This is a genomic window from Arthrobacter pascens, assembly GCF_030815585.1.
Taxonomy (GTDB): domain Bacteria; phylum Actinomycetota; class Actinomycetes; order Actinomycetales; family Micrococcaceae; genus Arthrobacter; species Arthrobacter pascens_A.
In genome coordinates, this window is record NZ_JAUSWY010000001.1 from 2,809,613 (window position 1) to 2,824,478 (window position 14,866).

16 protein-coding genes are annotated in these 14,866 nt (G+C 65.6%); 3 read left to right on the plus strand and 13 right to left on the minus strand.

Annotated elements, in window-relative coordinates:
- Window positions 1–32: 32 nt before the first annotated feature.
- The 4 genes from QFZ30_RS13025 to QFZ30_RS13040 form a co-directional block, all read right to left on the minus strand.
- The gene (locus QFZ30_RS13025; protein WP_307076830.1) at window positions 33–1,724 is read right to left on the minus strand and encodes a ribonuclease J; all 1,692 of its coding nucleotides are present in this window, start codon (window positions 1,722–1,724) and stop codon (window positions 33–35) included.
- 58 nt (window positions 1,725–1,782) lie between these two features.
- On the minus strand, window positions 1,783–2,691 hold the full coding sequence (dapA, locus tag QFZ30_RS13030) for a 4-hydroxy-tetrahydrodipicolinate synthase (RefSeq protein WP_307076832.1): 909 nt from the start codon (window positions 2,689–2,691) through the stop codon (window positions 1,783–1,785).
- Window positions 2,692–2,844: 153 nt separating this feature from the next.
- Window positions 2,845–3,591: a carbon-nitrogen hydrolase family protein gene (locus QFZ30_RS13035; protein WP_307076835.1), complete on the minus strand. Its 747-nt coding sequence runs from the start codon at window positions 3,589–3,591 to the stop codon at window positions 2,845–2,847.
- Window positions 3,592–3,622: 31 nt separating this feature from the next.
- A complete protein-coding gene (locus QFZ30_RS13040; RefSeq protein ID WP_307076837.1) occupies window positions 3,623–4,150 on the minus strand; it encodes a hypothetical protein in 528 nt (175 codons plus the stop codon).
- Between the two features lie 112 nt (window positions 4,151–4,262).
- Here QFZ30_RS13040 and QFZ30_RS13045 point away from each other — a divergent pair, with 112 nt between their 5' ends.
- Window positions 4,263–5,501 carry a heparan-alpha-glucosaminide N-acetyltransferase domain-containing protein gene (locus tag QFZ30_RS13045; RefSeq protein WP_307076839.1) on the plus strand — a complete coding sequence of 413 codons (1,239 nt, stop codon included), beginning with the start codon at window positions 4,263–4,265 and terminating at the stop codon, window positions 5,499–5,501.
- On the opposite strand, the gene QFZ30_RS13050 is transcribed toward QFZ30_RS13045, so the two are convergent.
- The 9 genes from QFZ30_RS13050 to QFZ30_RS13090 all read right to left on the minus strand — a co-directional run bounded on the left by QFZ30_RS13050 (window position 5,498) and on the right by QFZ30_RS13090 (window position 13,259).
- Complete coding sequence (locus QFZ30_RS13050; protein WP_307076841.1) at window positions 5,498–5,977, minus strand: hypothetical protein; 480 nt, start codon at window positions 5,975–5,977, stop codon at window positions 5,498–5,500. The genes QFZ30_RS13045 and QFZ30_RS13050 overlap by 4 nt on opposite strands.
- A 3-nt stretch (window positions 5,978–5,980) precedes the next feature.
- Window positions 5,981–6,751 (minus strand): 4-hydroxy-tetrahydrodipicolinate reductase, encoded by a 771-nt coding sequence (dapB, locus tag QFZ30_RS13055; protein ID WP_307076843.1) that lies wholly within the window; start codon window positions 6,749–6,751, stop codon window positions 5,981–5,983.
- Between the two features lie 112 nt (window positions 6,752–6,863).
- Window positions 6,864–7,340 carry a molybdenum cofactor biosynthesis protein MoaE gene (locus tag QFZ30_RS13060; RefSeq protein WP_307076845.1) on the minus strand — a complete coding sequence of 159 codons (477 nt, stop codon included), beginning with the start codon at window positions 7,338–7,340 and terminating at the stop codon, window positions 6,864–6,866.
- Window positions 7,330–7,866, minus strand: coding sequence for a MogA/MoaB family molybdenum cofactor biosynthesis protein (locus QFZ30_RS13065; protein WP_307076847.1), 537 nt, complete (start codon window positions 7,864–7,866; stop codon window positions 7,330–7,332). Before QFZ30_RS13065 ends, QFZ30_RS13060 begins: the two co-directional genes overlap by 11 nt.
- Window positions 7,863–8,357 carry a cyclic pyranopterin monophosphate synthase MoaC gene (gene moaC / locus QFZ30_RS13070; RefSeq protein ID WP_307076849.1) on the minus strand — a complete coding sequence of 165 codons (495 nt, stop codon included), beginning with the start codon at window positions 8,355–8,357 and terminating at the stop codon, window positions 7,863–7,865. Before moaC ends, QFZ30_RS13065 begins: the two co-directional genes overlap by 4 nt.
- Window positions 8,345–9,649, minus strand: a complete 1,305-nt coding sequence (locus QFZ30_RS13075) for a molybdopterin molybdotransferase MoeA (protein ID WP_307076850.1) — start codon at window positions 9,647–9,649, stop codon at window positions 8,345–8,347. The genes moaC and QFZ30_RS13075 overlap by 13 nt, the downstream gene beginning before the upstream one ends.
- Window positions 9,649–11,178 (minus strand): molybdopterin-dependent oxidoreductase, encoded by a 1,530-nt coding sequence (locus QFZ30_RS13080; RefSeq protein ID WP_307080245.1) that lies wholly within the window; start codon window positions 11,176–11,178, stop codon window positions 9,649–9,651. The genes QFZ30_RS13075 and QFZ30_RS13080 overlap by 1 nt, the downstream gene beginning before the upstream one ends.
- A 73-nt stretch (window positions 11,179–11,251) precedes the next feature.
- A complete protein-coding gene (locus QFZ30_RS13085; protein ID WP_307076852.1) occupies window positions 11,252–12,463 on the minus strand; it encodes a sensor histidine kinase in 1,212 nt (403 codons plus the stop codon).
- Window positions 12,450–13,259, minus strand: coding sequence for a response regulator transcription factor (locus tag QFZ30_RS13090; protein WP_307076854.1), 810 nt, complete (start codon window positions 13,257–13,259; stop codon window positions 12,450–12,452). The genes QFZ30_RS13085 and QFZ30_RS13090 overlap by 14 nt, the downstream gene beginning before the upstream one ends.
- Window positions 13,260–13,391: 132 nt before the next feature.
- On the opposite strand from QFZ30_RS13090, the gene moaA reads away from it, so the two are divergent.
- Window positions 13,392–14,513 (plus strand): GTP 3',8-cyclase MoaA, encoded by a 1,122-nt coding sequence (moaA, locus tag QFZ30_RS13095; protein WP_307076857.1) that lies wholly within the window; start codon window positions 13,392–13,394, stop codon window positions 14,511–14,513.
- Between the two features lie 4 nt (window positions 14,514–14,517).
- Window positions 14,518–14,784, plus strand: a complete 267-nt coding sequence (locus QFZ30_RS13100) for a MoaD/ThiS family protein (protein WP_307076859.1) — start codon at window positions 14,518–14,520, stop codon at window positions 14,782–14,784.
- The last annotated feature ends 82 nt before the right edge of the window (window positions 14,785–14,866 follow it).

Sequence of the window (14,866 nt, forward strand, 5' to 3'; positions counted from 1 at the left end):
TTAGACCATTTCGGCCATCTGTCCTGTGGCTGTTACGCCTCGAGCACCACAGGAATGATCATGGGCTTACGGCGGAGCTTGCGGTTGACCCAGGTGCCGACGACGCGGCGGACAACCTGCTGGAGCTGGTGTGTGGTGTGGTCCGTGCGGTTAAGCACGGCTTCCTCCAGCGCAGCGTTGATCTTGGGGATAATTTCGTCGAAGACCGCGTCATCCTCGGCAACCCCGCGGGCGTGGATCTCCGGGCCCGAGACCACCTTGCCGGTGGCGCGGTGGATGACCGTAATGATGGAGATGAAGCCCTCATCGCCCAATGTCTGGCGGTCCTTGAGGTCGGCTTCCGTGACTTCGCCGACGCTGGAGCCGTCGACATAGACGAAGCCCACCTCGACCTGGCCGACGATGTCGGCCTGGTGGTCGTGCAGGTCGATCACCGTGCCGTTGTCCGCCAGCAGGATGCTCTCCTCGGGGACACCGGAGTCCAAGGCGATCTTGCCGTTGGCGATCAGGTGGCGGGTCTCGCCGTGCACCGGCATCGCGTTGAGCGGCTCAAGGATGTTGTAGCAGTAGAGCAGCTCACCCGCAGCGGCGTGGCCGGAGACGTGGACCTTGGCGTTGCCCTTGTGGATCACGTCGGCCCCGAGCTTGAGCAGGCCGTTGATAATGCGGAAGACCGCGTTCTCATTACCCGGGATGAGGCTGGAAGCCAGAATGACTGTGTCGCCGTCGCCCACCACCACGCGGTGGTCTCCGTTGGCCATGCGGGAGAGCGCCGCCATGGGTTCCCCCTGGGAACCTGTAGACATCAGCACCACCCGGTTGTCCGGCAGGTTGTCGATGTTCTTGATGTCCACCAGGAGGCCGTCCGGAACGTCGAGGTATCCCAGCTTGGCGGCGATGGCCATGTTGCGGACCATCGAGCGGCCCACAAAGGCCACCTTGCGGTTGTGCTTGGCTGCTGCGTCGAGCACCTGCTGGACGCGGTGGACGTGCGAGGAGAACGACGCCACGATGATCCGCTTTGAGGCCTGGCCGAACAGCCGCTCCAGGGTAGGGCCGATCTCCTTTTCCGCGGTGGTGAAGCCCGGAACGTCCGCGTTGGTGGAGTCGGACATAAAGAGGTCCACGCCTTCTTCGCCCAGCTTGGCGAAGTGGCGGAGGTCGGTGATCCGGCCGTCCAGCGGCAGCTGGTCCATCTTGAAGTCGCCCGTGTGCAGGACGGTGCCGCCCGCTGTGCGGATGAACACGGCGAGGGCATCGGGAATGGAGTGGTTGACCGCGACGAACTCGCACCCGAACGGGCCGAACTTCTCCACCTGGCCTTCGGTGACCGTGAGGGTCAGTGGCTTGATCCGGTGTTCCTGCAGCTTCGCCTCAATGAGGGCCAGCGTCAGCTGTGAGCCCACCAGGGGGATGTCGTTCCGCAGGCGCAGGAGGTAGGGAACCGCGCCGATGTGGTCCTCGTGGCCGTGGGTCAGGACGACGGCGACTATGTCATCGACGCGGTTCTCGATGTAGGAAAAATCGGGCAGGATCAGGTCGACGCCGGGCTGGGTTTCCTCGGGGAAGAGGACTCCGCAGTCGACGATAAGCAGCTTGCCGTCGATTTCGAAGACGGCCATGTTGCGGCCGATCTCGCCCAGGCCTCCGAGCGGCACAATCCGCAGGGTGTCCTTGGGGAGTCTCGGGGGCGTGACAAGGCCGGGAAGGGCGGTTTGGGTCATAGTGCACTACTTTCCAGGCGGTCGCCGGACAGGTCGTAGCCGATCAGGGAACACCCGATCAGGAATAGACCAGCCCCGCTTCCGCCAAATCCTCGCGGATGGTTTCGATCTCGGCTTCGTCCGGCTCCACGAGGGGCAAACGGACAATCGAGTTGGGCAGGACTCCCTGCCATTTAAGAATTTGTTTGGCCGCAACGGCCCCTTGGACACGGGTCATCGTGGCGCGTATAACCGGCTGCAGCTCGAAGTTGATTTTGCGGGCCGTTCCGAGGTCGTTTGTATTGATGGCGTCGATGAGTTCGCGGAAGCGGCGCGTGGCGACGTGCGTGGTGACACCGACCAGTCCGACGGCGCCCAGTGCCATCCAGGGAAGGGTCAGCCCGTCGTCGCCGGAGTAGAAGAGAAGGTCCGTCTCGGCCATAACGCGGGTGGCTGCCGCCATATCGGCCTTGGCATCCTTGACTGCAACGATGTTCGGGTGCTGGGCCAGCCGGATCATGGTGTCGGGCTCGATCGGGATGGAAGAGCGGCCCGGGATGTCGTAGAGCATGACGGGCACATCTGTTGCCGACGCGATGGTCTCGAAGTGTGCGCGGACCCCGGCCTGGCTGGGCTTGTTGTAGTACGGCGTGACGAGCAGGAGGCCATCAACGCCGAGCGCGGCCGCCTGCTGGGAAAGATGCACGGAGTGTGCCGTGTCATTGGTTCCGGTGCCGGCAATGATGGCGGCCCGTCCACCGACGGCCTCCTTGACGGCGCGGAACATACCAAGGTTTTCCTCGTCAGTGAGGGTGGACGTTTCGCCCGTGGTTCCGGTAACCACCAGGCCGTCGCAGCCGTCGTCCACGAGCTTGCTGGCCAGCTCTGCCGCCTGTGCGTAATCCACTGCACCGTCTTTGGTGAAGGGCGTGACCATGGCAGTCAGGAGCGTACCCAGGGCAGGAATGTTCTCGGAATTGTGAGGCATGGAAAAAACGTTACCCTGTCCGCGGCTGGTTAGGACAATGGCGCAGACGTGATGATCGTCAAATAGCTGCTGGCGGTGTCATGGTGGCGGCGGTGTCCATGGTGGCGGGTAGCGTTCAGGGTGGCACAGTCAGGGAGGCCCTGTCACGAACACTCAGCGGAATTTCCGGAGTGCGCTCCGCTGCAGGATGGCAGTTACAACTTCAGTGCCCGTTCCGGCCGCCCTTTTCATCAGCAAGCCGTCCGGTCCCCAGAATCCGCTCAGCCCGCAGGAAGGACCCAGCGGAGTGGTTCCGCCGAGATTTGCCATGATGCCGAACATCCTGTTGTCCATCGCCCGGGCACCCAGGTGCAGGCCGAGCCGGTGCTCCTCCTCCCCCGTGTAAACGGCCGATACGGCGTAAGCGTCCGCGCCTGCTGCGGCGGCGTCAGTCGAGTGGGCGGGAACGGCGGCGTCGAAGCAGATGGCGAGCGCGATCTTCCAACCGTCCAGCTCAACCAGAACGGCACCCTCGCCGGCATCAAAAATGTCCTTCTCCTGGCCATGGAGGTGCGTCTTGAACGCGGTCTCAGTGCTGCCTTCGGGATGGATGGCCAGGGAGGCCAGTCGCGGAGTGCCGTCCGGCTCCCGGTAAGCGCTCCCCACAACGGCCGTGATTCCGGTCCGGCGGCAGATTTCACGGATATAGCCGAGCCGCTGGTCATTGGGCGCCAGCCAATTGTCCGGAGCCTCCAGCAGCGGCAGGTTGTAACCGGTCAGGGACAGCTCGGGAAATACCACCAGCCGGGACCCATGGGATGCGGCATCCTCGATCAGACGGACGTGCTCACTGGCGTTGGGGACAATACCGCCGTCGAGAGCCTGGTACTGGATAGCGGAAACAGTCAGGGCATCGGTCACACCTTCATCCTAGGGAACGGTGCCACGGTTTTCAGGATCCGGCACATCGGTCGGGACGCGGGGCCGTTCCACTACGCTCAACGGCAGGGCCATCTGACTGACCGGCATGTCCACCAGGCTGAACAACAGGCCGGCAGTACCTTCCCACCGCTTCCTCCCGCAGTCCCTCAGCCCAGGACGCCAGCCGCTGCGCCGCCCTGACGTAGTCGAAAAGCTCCATGGGCGTAAGGGCCTCAAGGTCAGTTTCGGCAAGTCGCCGTGCCAGTTCCGCTCCCGCCGGTTGCGCTGAGAGGGTGACGCCCTCCTGCTGCCATTGGACGTCCTCCGGGGATTCACCGGCTACGAGCTGCCGGAAGAGGTAGTCCACGACGCCGGGCGTCATGGCTTTCATCAGGCCCGTGGGCTGCGGCGGACCACCGCCGGCGTCCTGGGCAGCCCGCGCGGGTCCGCCAGTTGCCGGCACCTCTGTTTGGGGCAGACTCTCTGACGGGAGCCGCTGCGATGGGAGCCGGGGTGAAGGAACCCGGGGTGAAGGAACCCGGGGTGAAGGAGTCTGCATGGCGACAATTGTATTCGAACATATATTCGAATACAAGGTTCCAAAGCCACGCTGCTGCCCCGTGAGGTCATCTTGCCTGCCTGTCCGAAGGTTGGTGTGAGACGATCGGGTCATGACCTCGCGTGCCATGGCTAGACCCTCCAGGGCGCCCGGAAGCTCGTCGGCCACGGACCGCCTCCGCGGCATTGATGCGGCCCGGGGGCTTGCCCTCCTGGGCATGATGGCCACGCATCTGCTCCCCACCTTCGAGTCAAACGCCAGCCTCACCCCCACCTGGATCGGCCTCACGTTCTCCGGACGCGCAGCCGCCCTGTTCGCCGTACTGGCCGGAATCGGACTGGCCCTTTCAACGGGAAAGCAGATGCCGGCTGAAGGAAGGGCGCTGGGAGCGGCCCGCCGTGGCATCGCGTTGCGCGCAGGGGTGATCGCCGCCGTCGGCCTGACCCTTGGCGGGATGGAAGTCAACCTGGCGATCATCCTGGTGCATTACGCGGTGCTGTTTTTGTGCGTCCTGCCATTTCTGGGCCTGAAGCTGAAGCCCCTGTGCGCGTGGGCTGCCGGCTGGATCCTGGTATCCCCGGTGGTTGCCTACCTGCTCCGGCCCTGGCTCATGGCGTCCTACCCGCCCCTGAAGCTCGGGCACAATCCGAAATGGGAGGACCTCTTAACGCCGTCCCAGCTGCTCGGAGACCTGTTCTTTACCGGCGTCTACCCGGTGTTCCAGTGGCTGTCATATCTGTTGGTAGGCCTGGTCATTGGCCGGCTGGCGCTCACGAAGGCGACTGTTCCGGTGCTTCTGCTTGCAGGCGGGACGGTGTTGGCCGTCCTGGCCAAAGCCCTGGGCACGGCGGCAATGGAGAGCTGGGGCGGGAGGGCTGCGCTCCAGGACGTGCTGAACGCCCCGAACTATCCCCTGGACAGTGTGCTGCAGGTCAACCTCACCGGGGTGCAGCAGGAAGGGTCGTGGTGGTGGCTGGCATCCGCGGCGCCACACTCCGCAACCACGCTTGACCTGATTCACACTTCCGCGGTGGCAGCGGCCGTGGTGGGCGCGTGCCTCCTGCTCGGCAGGCTGGCCGACTGGCTGGACCTTGACCTGTTGCTCCCCCTGCGCGGGCCGGGCGCCATGACGCTGACGCTATATACCGTCCATGTGTGGGTGGTGGCAGGGTTCTACCTGAAGCCGCTGCCCGCCGGCTGGACCCAGGACGGTATGTACTTTGCCCACGCCGCAACGGCCATCGTTGTTGGCATGGTGTTTGTCTTGCTGAAATGGAGGGGCCCGCTGGAATGGCTGGGCCATGGGGCGAACCAGTTGGGCCGTCAGGGAAGAATCGTGCTCAGCGGCTAGGCAGGAACCTTGCTGCGGAAGAGACGGACGGCGTCACGCATGGACGCGCGGGCGCGCTTGCGGTCCCCGGCGGCGTCGTAGGCGCAGCTCAGCCGGAACCAGGAACGCCAGTCACCAGGAGCGGCTTCAGCTTCGACCCGATATTTTTCGAATTCCTGGTCCGCTGCGGAGCGCACGATCCGTCCGCCGGGAGTGCGCGGCAGATCGTCCACCGGCAATCCACCCTCGGCTTCGAGGACCTTGGCCATCTGTTCGGTGTGCGCGCCGAACATCAACTCCCGGATCATGGCCCAGGCACCGATCACGGGCAGGACCAGGTAGGCGGCGCCGATGGCCTTGGCCGCCGGGTTGTTGTCCAGGAGCAGCAGGATGGACCGCTGGAAGGACACCACCAGGTAAAAGACCAGCAGGAGCGTCACGGCTCCCACCCAGATCTTGGTGCGGTTTTTCCGGCCCGCGGCCAGGAAGTCGCCCATGGATCAGAGTCCCAGGTCCAGGTAGCCGTCCAGGCCCACCGTGAGTCCCGGGTGCGCGGCAACGTTGCGCACGCCAAGCAGCACACCAGGCATAAAGGAAGCACGGTCAAAGGAATCGTGGCGGAGCGTCAGCTGCTCCCCCGGTCCGCCAAGCAGCACCTCCTGGTGGGCCACCAGGCCACGCAGCCGGACGCTGTGCACGCGGACCCCGTCCACCTCGCAACCCCGCGCACCGGAGCGTTCGCTGGTGGTGGCGTCGGGACTCGGCGGGACGTCCGCGGCGGCGCGCTCCGCGGCGATGAGCTGGGCGGTGCGGACGGCAGTGCCGGAAGGAGCATCCACCTTGTCCGGGTGGTGCAGCTCGATGATTTCCACGGACTCGAAGTACTTGGAGGCCTTGGCGGCAAACGCGGACGCCAGCACGGAACCGAGGGCGAAGTTGGGCGCGATCAGCACGCCGGTGTCCGGGCGTTGGGACAGCAGCGATTCAAGGCCGGCCAGCCGGGAGGCATCCCAGCCGGTGGTTCCCACCACGGCGTGCATGCCATGTTCGACGGCGAACCGGACGTTTGCTTCGGTGCTTTCCGGAACGGTCAGGTCCACCACGTACTGGGCCCCGGACGACACTAGCCGGTCCAGCGAATCACCGCGGCCCAGTGCGGCGACGAGCTTCAGGTCGGGGGCGGCTTCAACGGCTTTCACGGCTTCGGCGCCCATGCGTCCGTTGGCGCCCAGCACAGCTACGAGCCTGGAGGCGGGGTGTTGTTCGGTCATGCCGTTAACCCTACCGTCGGGCCGGGGACGGGACGGAACCGGCGGCTGTGCATTACCCCGCAATCGCGTAACCGGATCACGTGCGCAGCACCGGATCAACCGCGCAACGCAGTCAGCCGCCCGCGCCTACCCACTCAACGGTGCCGTCGGCAAAGAACTGTTCCTTCCAGATAGGCACCTGTTCCTTGATCCGGTCCACCAGCTCCGCACAGACGGCAAAGGCCTGGCCGCGGTGCGCGGCTGACACGGCACAAACAAGCGCCGGGTCCCCGATCTCCAGCACGCCGATCCGGTGCGCCGCCCAGATTCGCACTGGCTGCGTGGAGGACCCTCCGGCGTCCTGTTCGCCACCCTCCTGCTCCGCCGCGAGCTGCGCAACGACGTCGGCCATCACCTGATGGGCCGTGGGGTGCGCGCTGTAGCTGAGCCGCTCGACTGCCTTGCCGCCGTCGTGATTCCTGACCACTCCACTGAAGCTGACCACAGCCCCGGCCGTCTCCGATTCCACGGCCGCAATGGCCTGGTCCACGGAGATGGGCTCTGCGCTCAGGACCGCGCGGACCACCTCAAAAACGGATTCAGTGCCCATGGCCGCCCTCCAGCTGGTCGCACAGGTGCCCGATCACCGGGTCCAGGACGGACAGCCCGTCCATCACTCCCTTGGGTGATCCTGGCAGGTTAACAATGAAGGTCTTCCCCGATGCCCCGGCATAACCGCGGCTCAACGCAGCCAGCGGGGTTTTGGCAGCTCCGGCACGCCTGATCGCCTCCATGATTCCCGGGATTTCCCGGTCCAGGAGGGGCATCGTCACGTCAGGGGTCCGGTCGTCCGGGCTGAGCCCGGTTCCTCCGCTGGTGATCACGACGGCGGGATGCTGGGTCAGGAGCGCACGCACCGCCGCGCCTACGGGCTCACCGTCCGGAACCACCATGGCAGGGAAGGTTTCGAAGCCGTGCTCGGTGAGCCAGTCGATGATGATGGGGCCGGTTTCATCCTGGTAGATGCCCGCCGCGGCCCTGGTGGAGGCGATGACCACTCCGGCCTTCCGCCCCTGCACATCCCCATGCCGGTGCGGTTCAGGCAGATTCAGGATGCTCTCGGTGGTGCCGCTCATAGCGTCCAGTCCCCGCTCTTGCCGCCGCTTTTGGCCAGCACTTTGATATCGGTAAGCACGGCGTGCTTGTCCACGGCCTTGATCATGTCGTACACGCTCAGGGCGGCTACTGAGGCAGCGGTCAGCGCTTCCATTTCGACTCCCGTGACACCGCGGGTCTTGACCGTGGCCAGGATGGCCACGGAATCGGCTGCGAGCTCGAAGTCCACCGTCACCTTGGACAGCGGCAACGGGTGGCACAGGGGGATCAGTTCGGGGGTCTTTTTCGCGGCCATGATGCCTGCTACCCGGGCCACCGCCAGGGCGTCCCCCTTCGACAGGCCACCGGAGCCCAGCAGCCCCAGTACTTCGCGGGTAGTGCGCACAGTGGCTGTGGCGGTGGCTTCGCGGGTGGTTTCGGCTTTCGCCGACACATCCACCATCTGGGCGGTGCCGTCCCGGCGCAGGTGCGTCAGCTCGGACGGGCTCTGTTCTGCATTCACAACATCCATACTTCCACCTCGTCGCCCTCCGCGAGCGCGGAGACCCCTTCGGGCACGTGCACCAGCGCATTTGAACCTGCCAGCGCGTGCATCAGATGCGAGCTTTCGCCGCCTTCCAAGCGGACGGTTCCGTCAGCCTGGAGACTGCCCCGGCGGACCTGGTGCTTGTGTCCGGGCGAAGTGAGTCCGTGGGCAAGCCTGGCACGGAGCGGGGTCCGCGGCGCAGGCGAGCCGAAAAGTTCGGCCAGAACGGGCCGGAGGAACATTTCGAAGGAGACCAGGCAGCTGACCGGGTTCCCGGGGAACCCCAGGAACGGGACGGCGTCGAACGTGCCGATTCCCTGCGGGCCGCCCGGCTGCATGGCCACGTGGCGGAACTCTGCCTGCTGGCCGTCCATGGCCTGGCGCACAACTTCATAGGCGCCCTTGCTGACGCCGCCGGTGGTAACCATGAGGTCAACGGCCGGTGCGTGGGCATGCAGAAGGGCACGAAGCTCCTCCGGCCGGTCTGTTGAGATCCCTGTGCGAAGCACGTTCAGGCCCGCCTGCCGCATGGCACTCTCCAGCAAGGTGCCGTTGGCATCGTAGATCTTGGCCGCGGGAAGAGGCTGGCCCGGTTCAACCACCTCGTCTCCAGTGGTGACCAGGAGGACCGTCAACGGCTTGTGCACCCTGACTTCGGAGATACCCAGGGCTGCCAGCAATCCAAGCTGCGCGGGCCCGAGGAAAGTTCCGCCGGCCAGCGCCAGCTCCCCCGCCGGGACATCGCTGCCCACGGAACGCACGAATGTCCCGGCCGCCGTGGCCGGCAGCCACACAGTTGCTTCAGCGCCGGGAACCGGGAACCTGTCCGGCACCGCCCGCTCCACGGGGACGACGGCGTCCGCACCTGCCGGGATCATCGCGCCCGTCATGATGGGGGCGGCTGTGCCGGACTCCAATGCCGCTGGCGTGGCACCTGCCGGAAGGGGGTCCGCCACCGGCAGGTCCGCACCGCCGTCGGGAATGTCCGCACTGTTGACGGCAAAGCCGTCCATCTGGGAATTGGCAAAGGGTGGGAGGCTGATGGGCGCGCTGACGTCATAGGCAAGCCCCCTGCCGAGGACCGCGTGGAGGGGCAGCGTTTCGGTCCGGTCCGCGGAGCGCAGGCCCGTCAGCAGCTCAGCCACTGCGGCCCGGTGCCTGGCGACTGAGTGGTCAGCGTGGGCAGGGCCGGAGTGCGCAGGTTGGGTGGAAGCCTGGGTGGAAGCGTGGCCGTGCTGGTGCGGAGGGCTGTGCATGGTCCTGCTTTCGGTTGCCATCAGGTTTTCACGTCAACTCTAATCGTGTGGAAGCCGGTGGCCCCGTCCGGCGCAACAGGCCGGCGCTCTTCGTGCTGGGGCTCGCCGGTGAGGTCCGTGGCGCGGACCTGGACCTCGTATTGACCGGGTGTGAGATCGATGCCCAGCTTCCATTGGTACCAGGTATCGAGGGAGATCGCGGTGGCAAGGTCAGCCGCCTGCCACGGGCCGCGGTTGACTCGCAGTTCCACTTTCCCGATCCCGGTGTGCTGGGCCCAGGCCACCCCACCGAACATCACTGTTCCTGCAGTCACGGCCCTGCCTCGGCGCGGCACGTCGATCCTGGACGACATCTTGATGGGTCCACGGGCTGACCAGCCACGCGGCGTCCAATAGGCGGTGTCGTCCGCGAACGTCGTCACTTTGAGTTCCGTGAGCCATTTAGTTGCTGAGACGTATCCGTAGAGGCCCGGGACCACCAGCCGGACAGGGAACCCGTGTTCCTGCGGCAGCGGTTCGCCGTTCATCCCTACTGCCAGCAGGGAGTCCCTGTTGTCCGTGAGCACGTCCAGCGGGGTGCTGGCGGTCCACCCGTCCGAGCTCCGGGAAAGCACCATGTCCGCCCCAGCCAGAGGCCTGGCCAAGGCCAGCAGTTCCCGGACGGGCCAGCCCAGCCACTTGGCGTTGCCGATCAGGTCTCCGCCCACCTCGTTGGAGACACAGGCTATGGTTACGTGCCGTTCAGTCATTGGTTTGGCCAGGAGCTCAGAGAACGTCAGCTCGATGTCCTTTTCCACCATGCCCGTCACCCGCAGCACCCATGCGTTCGGATCAATGGCAGGCACGGTAAGGGCTGTGTCTATCCGGTAGAAATCGCGGTTGGGGGTGACCAGCGGCTGCATGCCATCCAGTGCGACCTCAGCGTCGGCTGGAATGGCCGGTGCCCCTGACTGGGCGGCTGGGAGCCGCAGCCGTTCGCGGGCGTCGCTGATACCGGCCGCCGCACCGCGCCAGACAGCCGCGAGCATCCCTCCCACCGCCGTGACGGCGGCACCGCCTGCAAAGAGCTGGAGGAAGGCGCGGCGGGCCGGCAAGTCATCAGTTTCCGCCGCCGGAGTCTTCCACTCCTGGAGCCGGCGGATCAGCTGTCGCAGCAGAACCATCCCGATCAGAGCGGCCACCAGCGGTACCGCGACGGCGTTGGGAGTCACCTGCGCGCGGGTCAGGACCGCAACCAGTCCCGCCAGCCCAAAGATCCCAACTACCACGACACCGGCAAACCGCTTTCGCTGTTCCAGGACGCCGGCCAGGGCAGCCGCGGCAGCGATGACCAGCACCATCCCTGCCAGCAGGGCTACCTTGTCGGCGGTGCCGAACAGCGCGATGGCCCAGTCCTTGAGGGCAGGCGGAACGGCGTCGATTACGGCTCCGCCAACCGCTGTCATGGGTGACAACGACGGGCTGACCCAGCCAGCCAGCAGTTCCCCCAGAACCACGCCACTTCCCGCGGCCGCTATCCCGGATGCCGCCGCCCACCGTTTCTTTGTCATCGAGGGCTTGGTGTCATGGACCTTGGTGTCGCGGCTCTTGGTGTCATGGCTCCTGGTCAACCGGTTCCCTGTGTCACGCAGCATGGTACGTCCCCGGCCTCTCGGCTTGATCCGGGAGCGCATCGGAAGCGGCGGCGTTCCCATCCGCCGGGAGCCGGAGCGTAAATCGGCAGCCGCCGTCGACGTTTTCGACGCTGATGCCTCCGCCGTGGGCGCGAGCTATTCCGGCCACCATGCTCAGGCCCACTCCGGCGCCACTGTAACGGTCATCCCTTGGGTGGTCCCCGTCCCCTGTGCGCCGGCGGGCGGGATTTCCCTGCCATCCTGTCTCGAAAAGGTGCGGGAGATCCTCCGCCGGAATTCCACCGCAGCCGTCCGTAACGGTCACAGACGCGCTGCCGTGGCCGCTGCCTACGGTGACTGTGACGTTCGATCCGGGACTGCTGTAGAGGATCGCATTCAGGACAACGTTGCGGACTGCCCGCCCCACGGAGGGTCCATCAGCGAGGGCCAGGCTCTCACGCTGGCCGCCGCCGTCGAGCTTGATGTTGCGCCGGGCGGCGAGAGGCGCCAAATCGGCGAGTGCGTCACTGGCCAGGTCATAAAGATCCAGGGGTTCGGCATTGAGCCGCAGCGTACCTGCCTGGATCTTGGACAGCTCCAGGAGGTCGTTCACCATTACAGCCATCTGGTCCGTCTGGGCGATGATTTTGCGGTGGTACGCGGACGGATCGCCGGCCATGCCGTCCTCCAGCGCCTCCGCCATGGCACGCATGCTGGCAAGCGGTGTGCGGAGATCGTGCGATATCCATGACACCAGCTCCCTGCGTGACTTTTCGACGGCGGCCTCCCGCTCCCGGGATTCTTCCAGCCGGCGGCTGCTGAGTTCCAGTTCGCTGGCAAGCGCGGTCAACTCCGACCCCATCACTGACGTTGCCACGGCCGGGCTTTCACCCCGGCCGATGCTTCGCGCCGCCACGGACAGCGCGTGAGCGTTCCTCGAGACCCGTGCCCCGAGTATCAGAGCGATAGCAACGGCCACAGCGGAGGCAATGGCCAGGATGTACCACAGGACTTCCACGTCCCTGGCGGAAATGAACATGGCGCTGACAGCGGTGACGATTCCGGCGGTCAGGACGGCTACGGTAGCCAGCACCACCACGCAAATCTGCACGGCGAACGACGCTCGCTTCAGAACCTTCAGGGCCAGCAGTGCCGCCGCACCGATGACGAGTGCCCACAAAAGTGCCCAGCTGACGATGGCGAAAAGGTCATTCCCTTGCATCGGTGGCCTCGCTCAGGGCAGGTGCGGCAACGCTGGTTCCGGTGTTCTCATTTTCCGGGGTTTCAGTGTCCGGTGTAGCCGGCACATCCAGCCGGTACCCCACACCCCACACGGTCTTCAGGAGGGCTGGATGCCTGGGGTCGTTTTCAATTTTCTCCCGCAGCCGCCGGACATGGACTGTGACCGTGGAAAGATCACCGAAGTCCCACCCCCACACAGCCTTGATGAGGTCCTCGCGGCTGAACACCTGGTTGGGCCGCCGGAGAAGGAATGCCAGGAGGTCGAACTCTCGGGTGGTCAGGGACAGCACCACGCCCCGATGAATGACCCTACGCGCCGCGGGATTCAGCTCGAAGCCTGCCACCTCAACGGGTGGCTCAGGGCTGAACTCCTGCAGGCTGCGGCGCAACACGGACCTGACCCGCAGCACCAGCTCCCGTGGCGAGAACGGTTTGGTGATGTAGTCGTCGGCGCCCACTTCGAGGCCCAGGATCCTGTCGTCCTCCGTGCCAAGGGCCGTGAGCATGATCACCGGAACTGCGGTGGACCTCCTGAGCCTGCGGCAGACCTCCACGCCGTCAAGTCCTGGAATCATCCGGTCCAGGATGATCAGGTCCGGGTGCCTGGATGCCGCAAGCTCAAGGGCGGTGAAGCCGTCCTTGGCCAGGTCCACCTGGAAGCCTGCCTGCAAAAGGTAGTCACGCACCACTCCGGCGATAATCTGCTCGTCCTCGACGAGAAGAATGCGGCGGTTGCCGACGTCGGCCTTTTCCTGTGGCGGTTGGGACCTGTTCACTCCTCCAGCATAGGTTCGCCGGAGCGCGGCGGCACCGATCCTGGAGGTGACGGGCGCTACCGTTGGACTTCCGTAAGATTCACCGGCGTCATGGGCGTGATGCCGGGGCCAAAGGTGGCGTAGCCTGAATTCATGAGTGTTCAGCTAGGCATGCCGCAACCCCGTGGAGGTTCCGGTCCTGGCGCGCTGCCTGCCGCCCGGCCCGCGGACGCGCCACCGGGACTCCTGGACCGCTACGGCCGCCGCGCTACGGACATGAGGCTGTCCCTGACGGACAAATGCAACCTCCGCTGCACCTATTGCATGCCTGCCGAAGGGCTAGAGTGGCTGTCCAAGCAGGCTGTCATGTCCGCCGAAGAGATTGTGCGGATCGTGCGGATCGGCGTGGACCTTCTGGGCGTGCGCGAACTGCGCCTGACCGGCGGTGAGCCTTTGGTCCGGGCCGACCTGGCCGGCATCATCGCCGCTATCCGGAGCAACCACCCGGAGTTGCCCATCTCCATGACTACCAACGGCGTGGGCCTGGACAAAAAGGCGGCCGCGCTGAAGGCCGCTGGCCTCACGCGCATCAATGTCTCGCTCGACTCCCTGCATGAGGAGACCTTCGCCAAGCTGACCCGGCGGCCTTTCCTGGACCGGGTGCTGGCGGGGGTGGACGCTGCGTGGGCAGCCGGGCTGGGCCCCGTCAAGCTCAACGCCGTGCTGATGCGGGGCATCAATGACGCCGAATCGCCTTCCCTGCTCGCCTGGGCGCTGGACCGGGGCTACGAGCTGCGTTTCATTGAGCAGATGCCGCTTGACGCTGACCATGGCTGGACGCGGCGGAACATGATCACGGCAGCCGAGATCCGTTCCCTGCTTTCTGTGGACTATGTGCTGAGCCCGGACCCCCGCGCCCGCGACGGAGCACCGGCGGAACGCTTTGAGGTACGACGCCGGATGGCCGGGTCCGACGACGCCCAGGGAGCCGTACTGGGAACCGTAGGGATCATCGCCTCCGTCACGGAGCCGTTCTGTTCCGATTGCCGGCGAACGCGGATCACCGCCGAGGGAAAGATCATGAGCTGCCTGTTCTCCCGTGAGGAATTTGATCTCCTCGAGCTCCTGCGTACAGGCGCGAGCGACGATGCCCTGGCCGAACGATGGCAGGATGCCATGTGGGTCAAGCCCAAGGCCCACGGCATGGACCACGTAGGACTTGACGCCCCGGACTTCGTCCAGCCGGACCGCAGCATGAGCGCCATCGGAGGCTGACTTTTTGAACGTACGATACTTCGCTGCGGCACGCGCCGCCGCGGGTGTGGAAGAGGAGCGCTTCGAGCTGCCTTCGGGAGCCACCGTGGCGGACCTGCTGCAGACCGTTCTGGGAGTGGAACGTCCGGAACCGCCCCTGGGCACCCCTCCCCTGCCGCGCATCCTGTCACGGAGCAGTTTCCTGCTCAATGAAGTCGCCGTGCGGGACCACACCACTGTGTTAAATCCCGGCGACGTGGTTGATATCCTGCCGCCCTTTGCCGGGGGCTAGCAACCTCTGGCACGCCCGGTTGGTCGGAGGATATCCACATAGGCCATCTGCTGCGCCGTTATTGTCGGAGGCTCCTGGGATG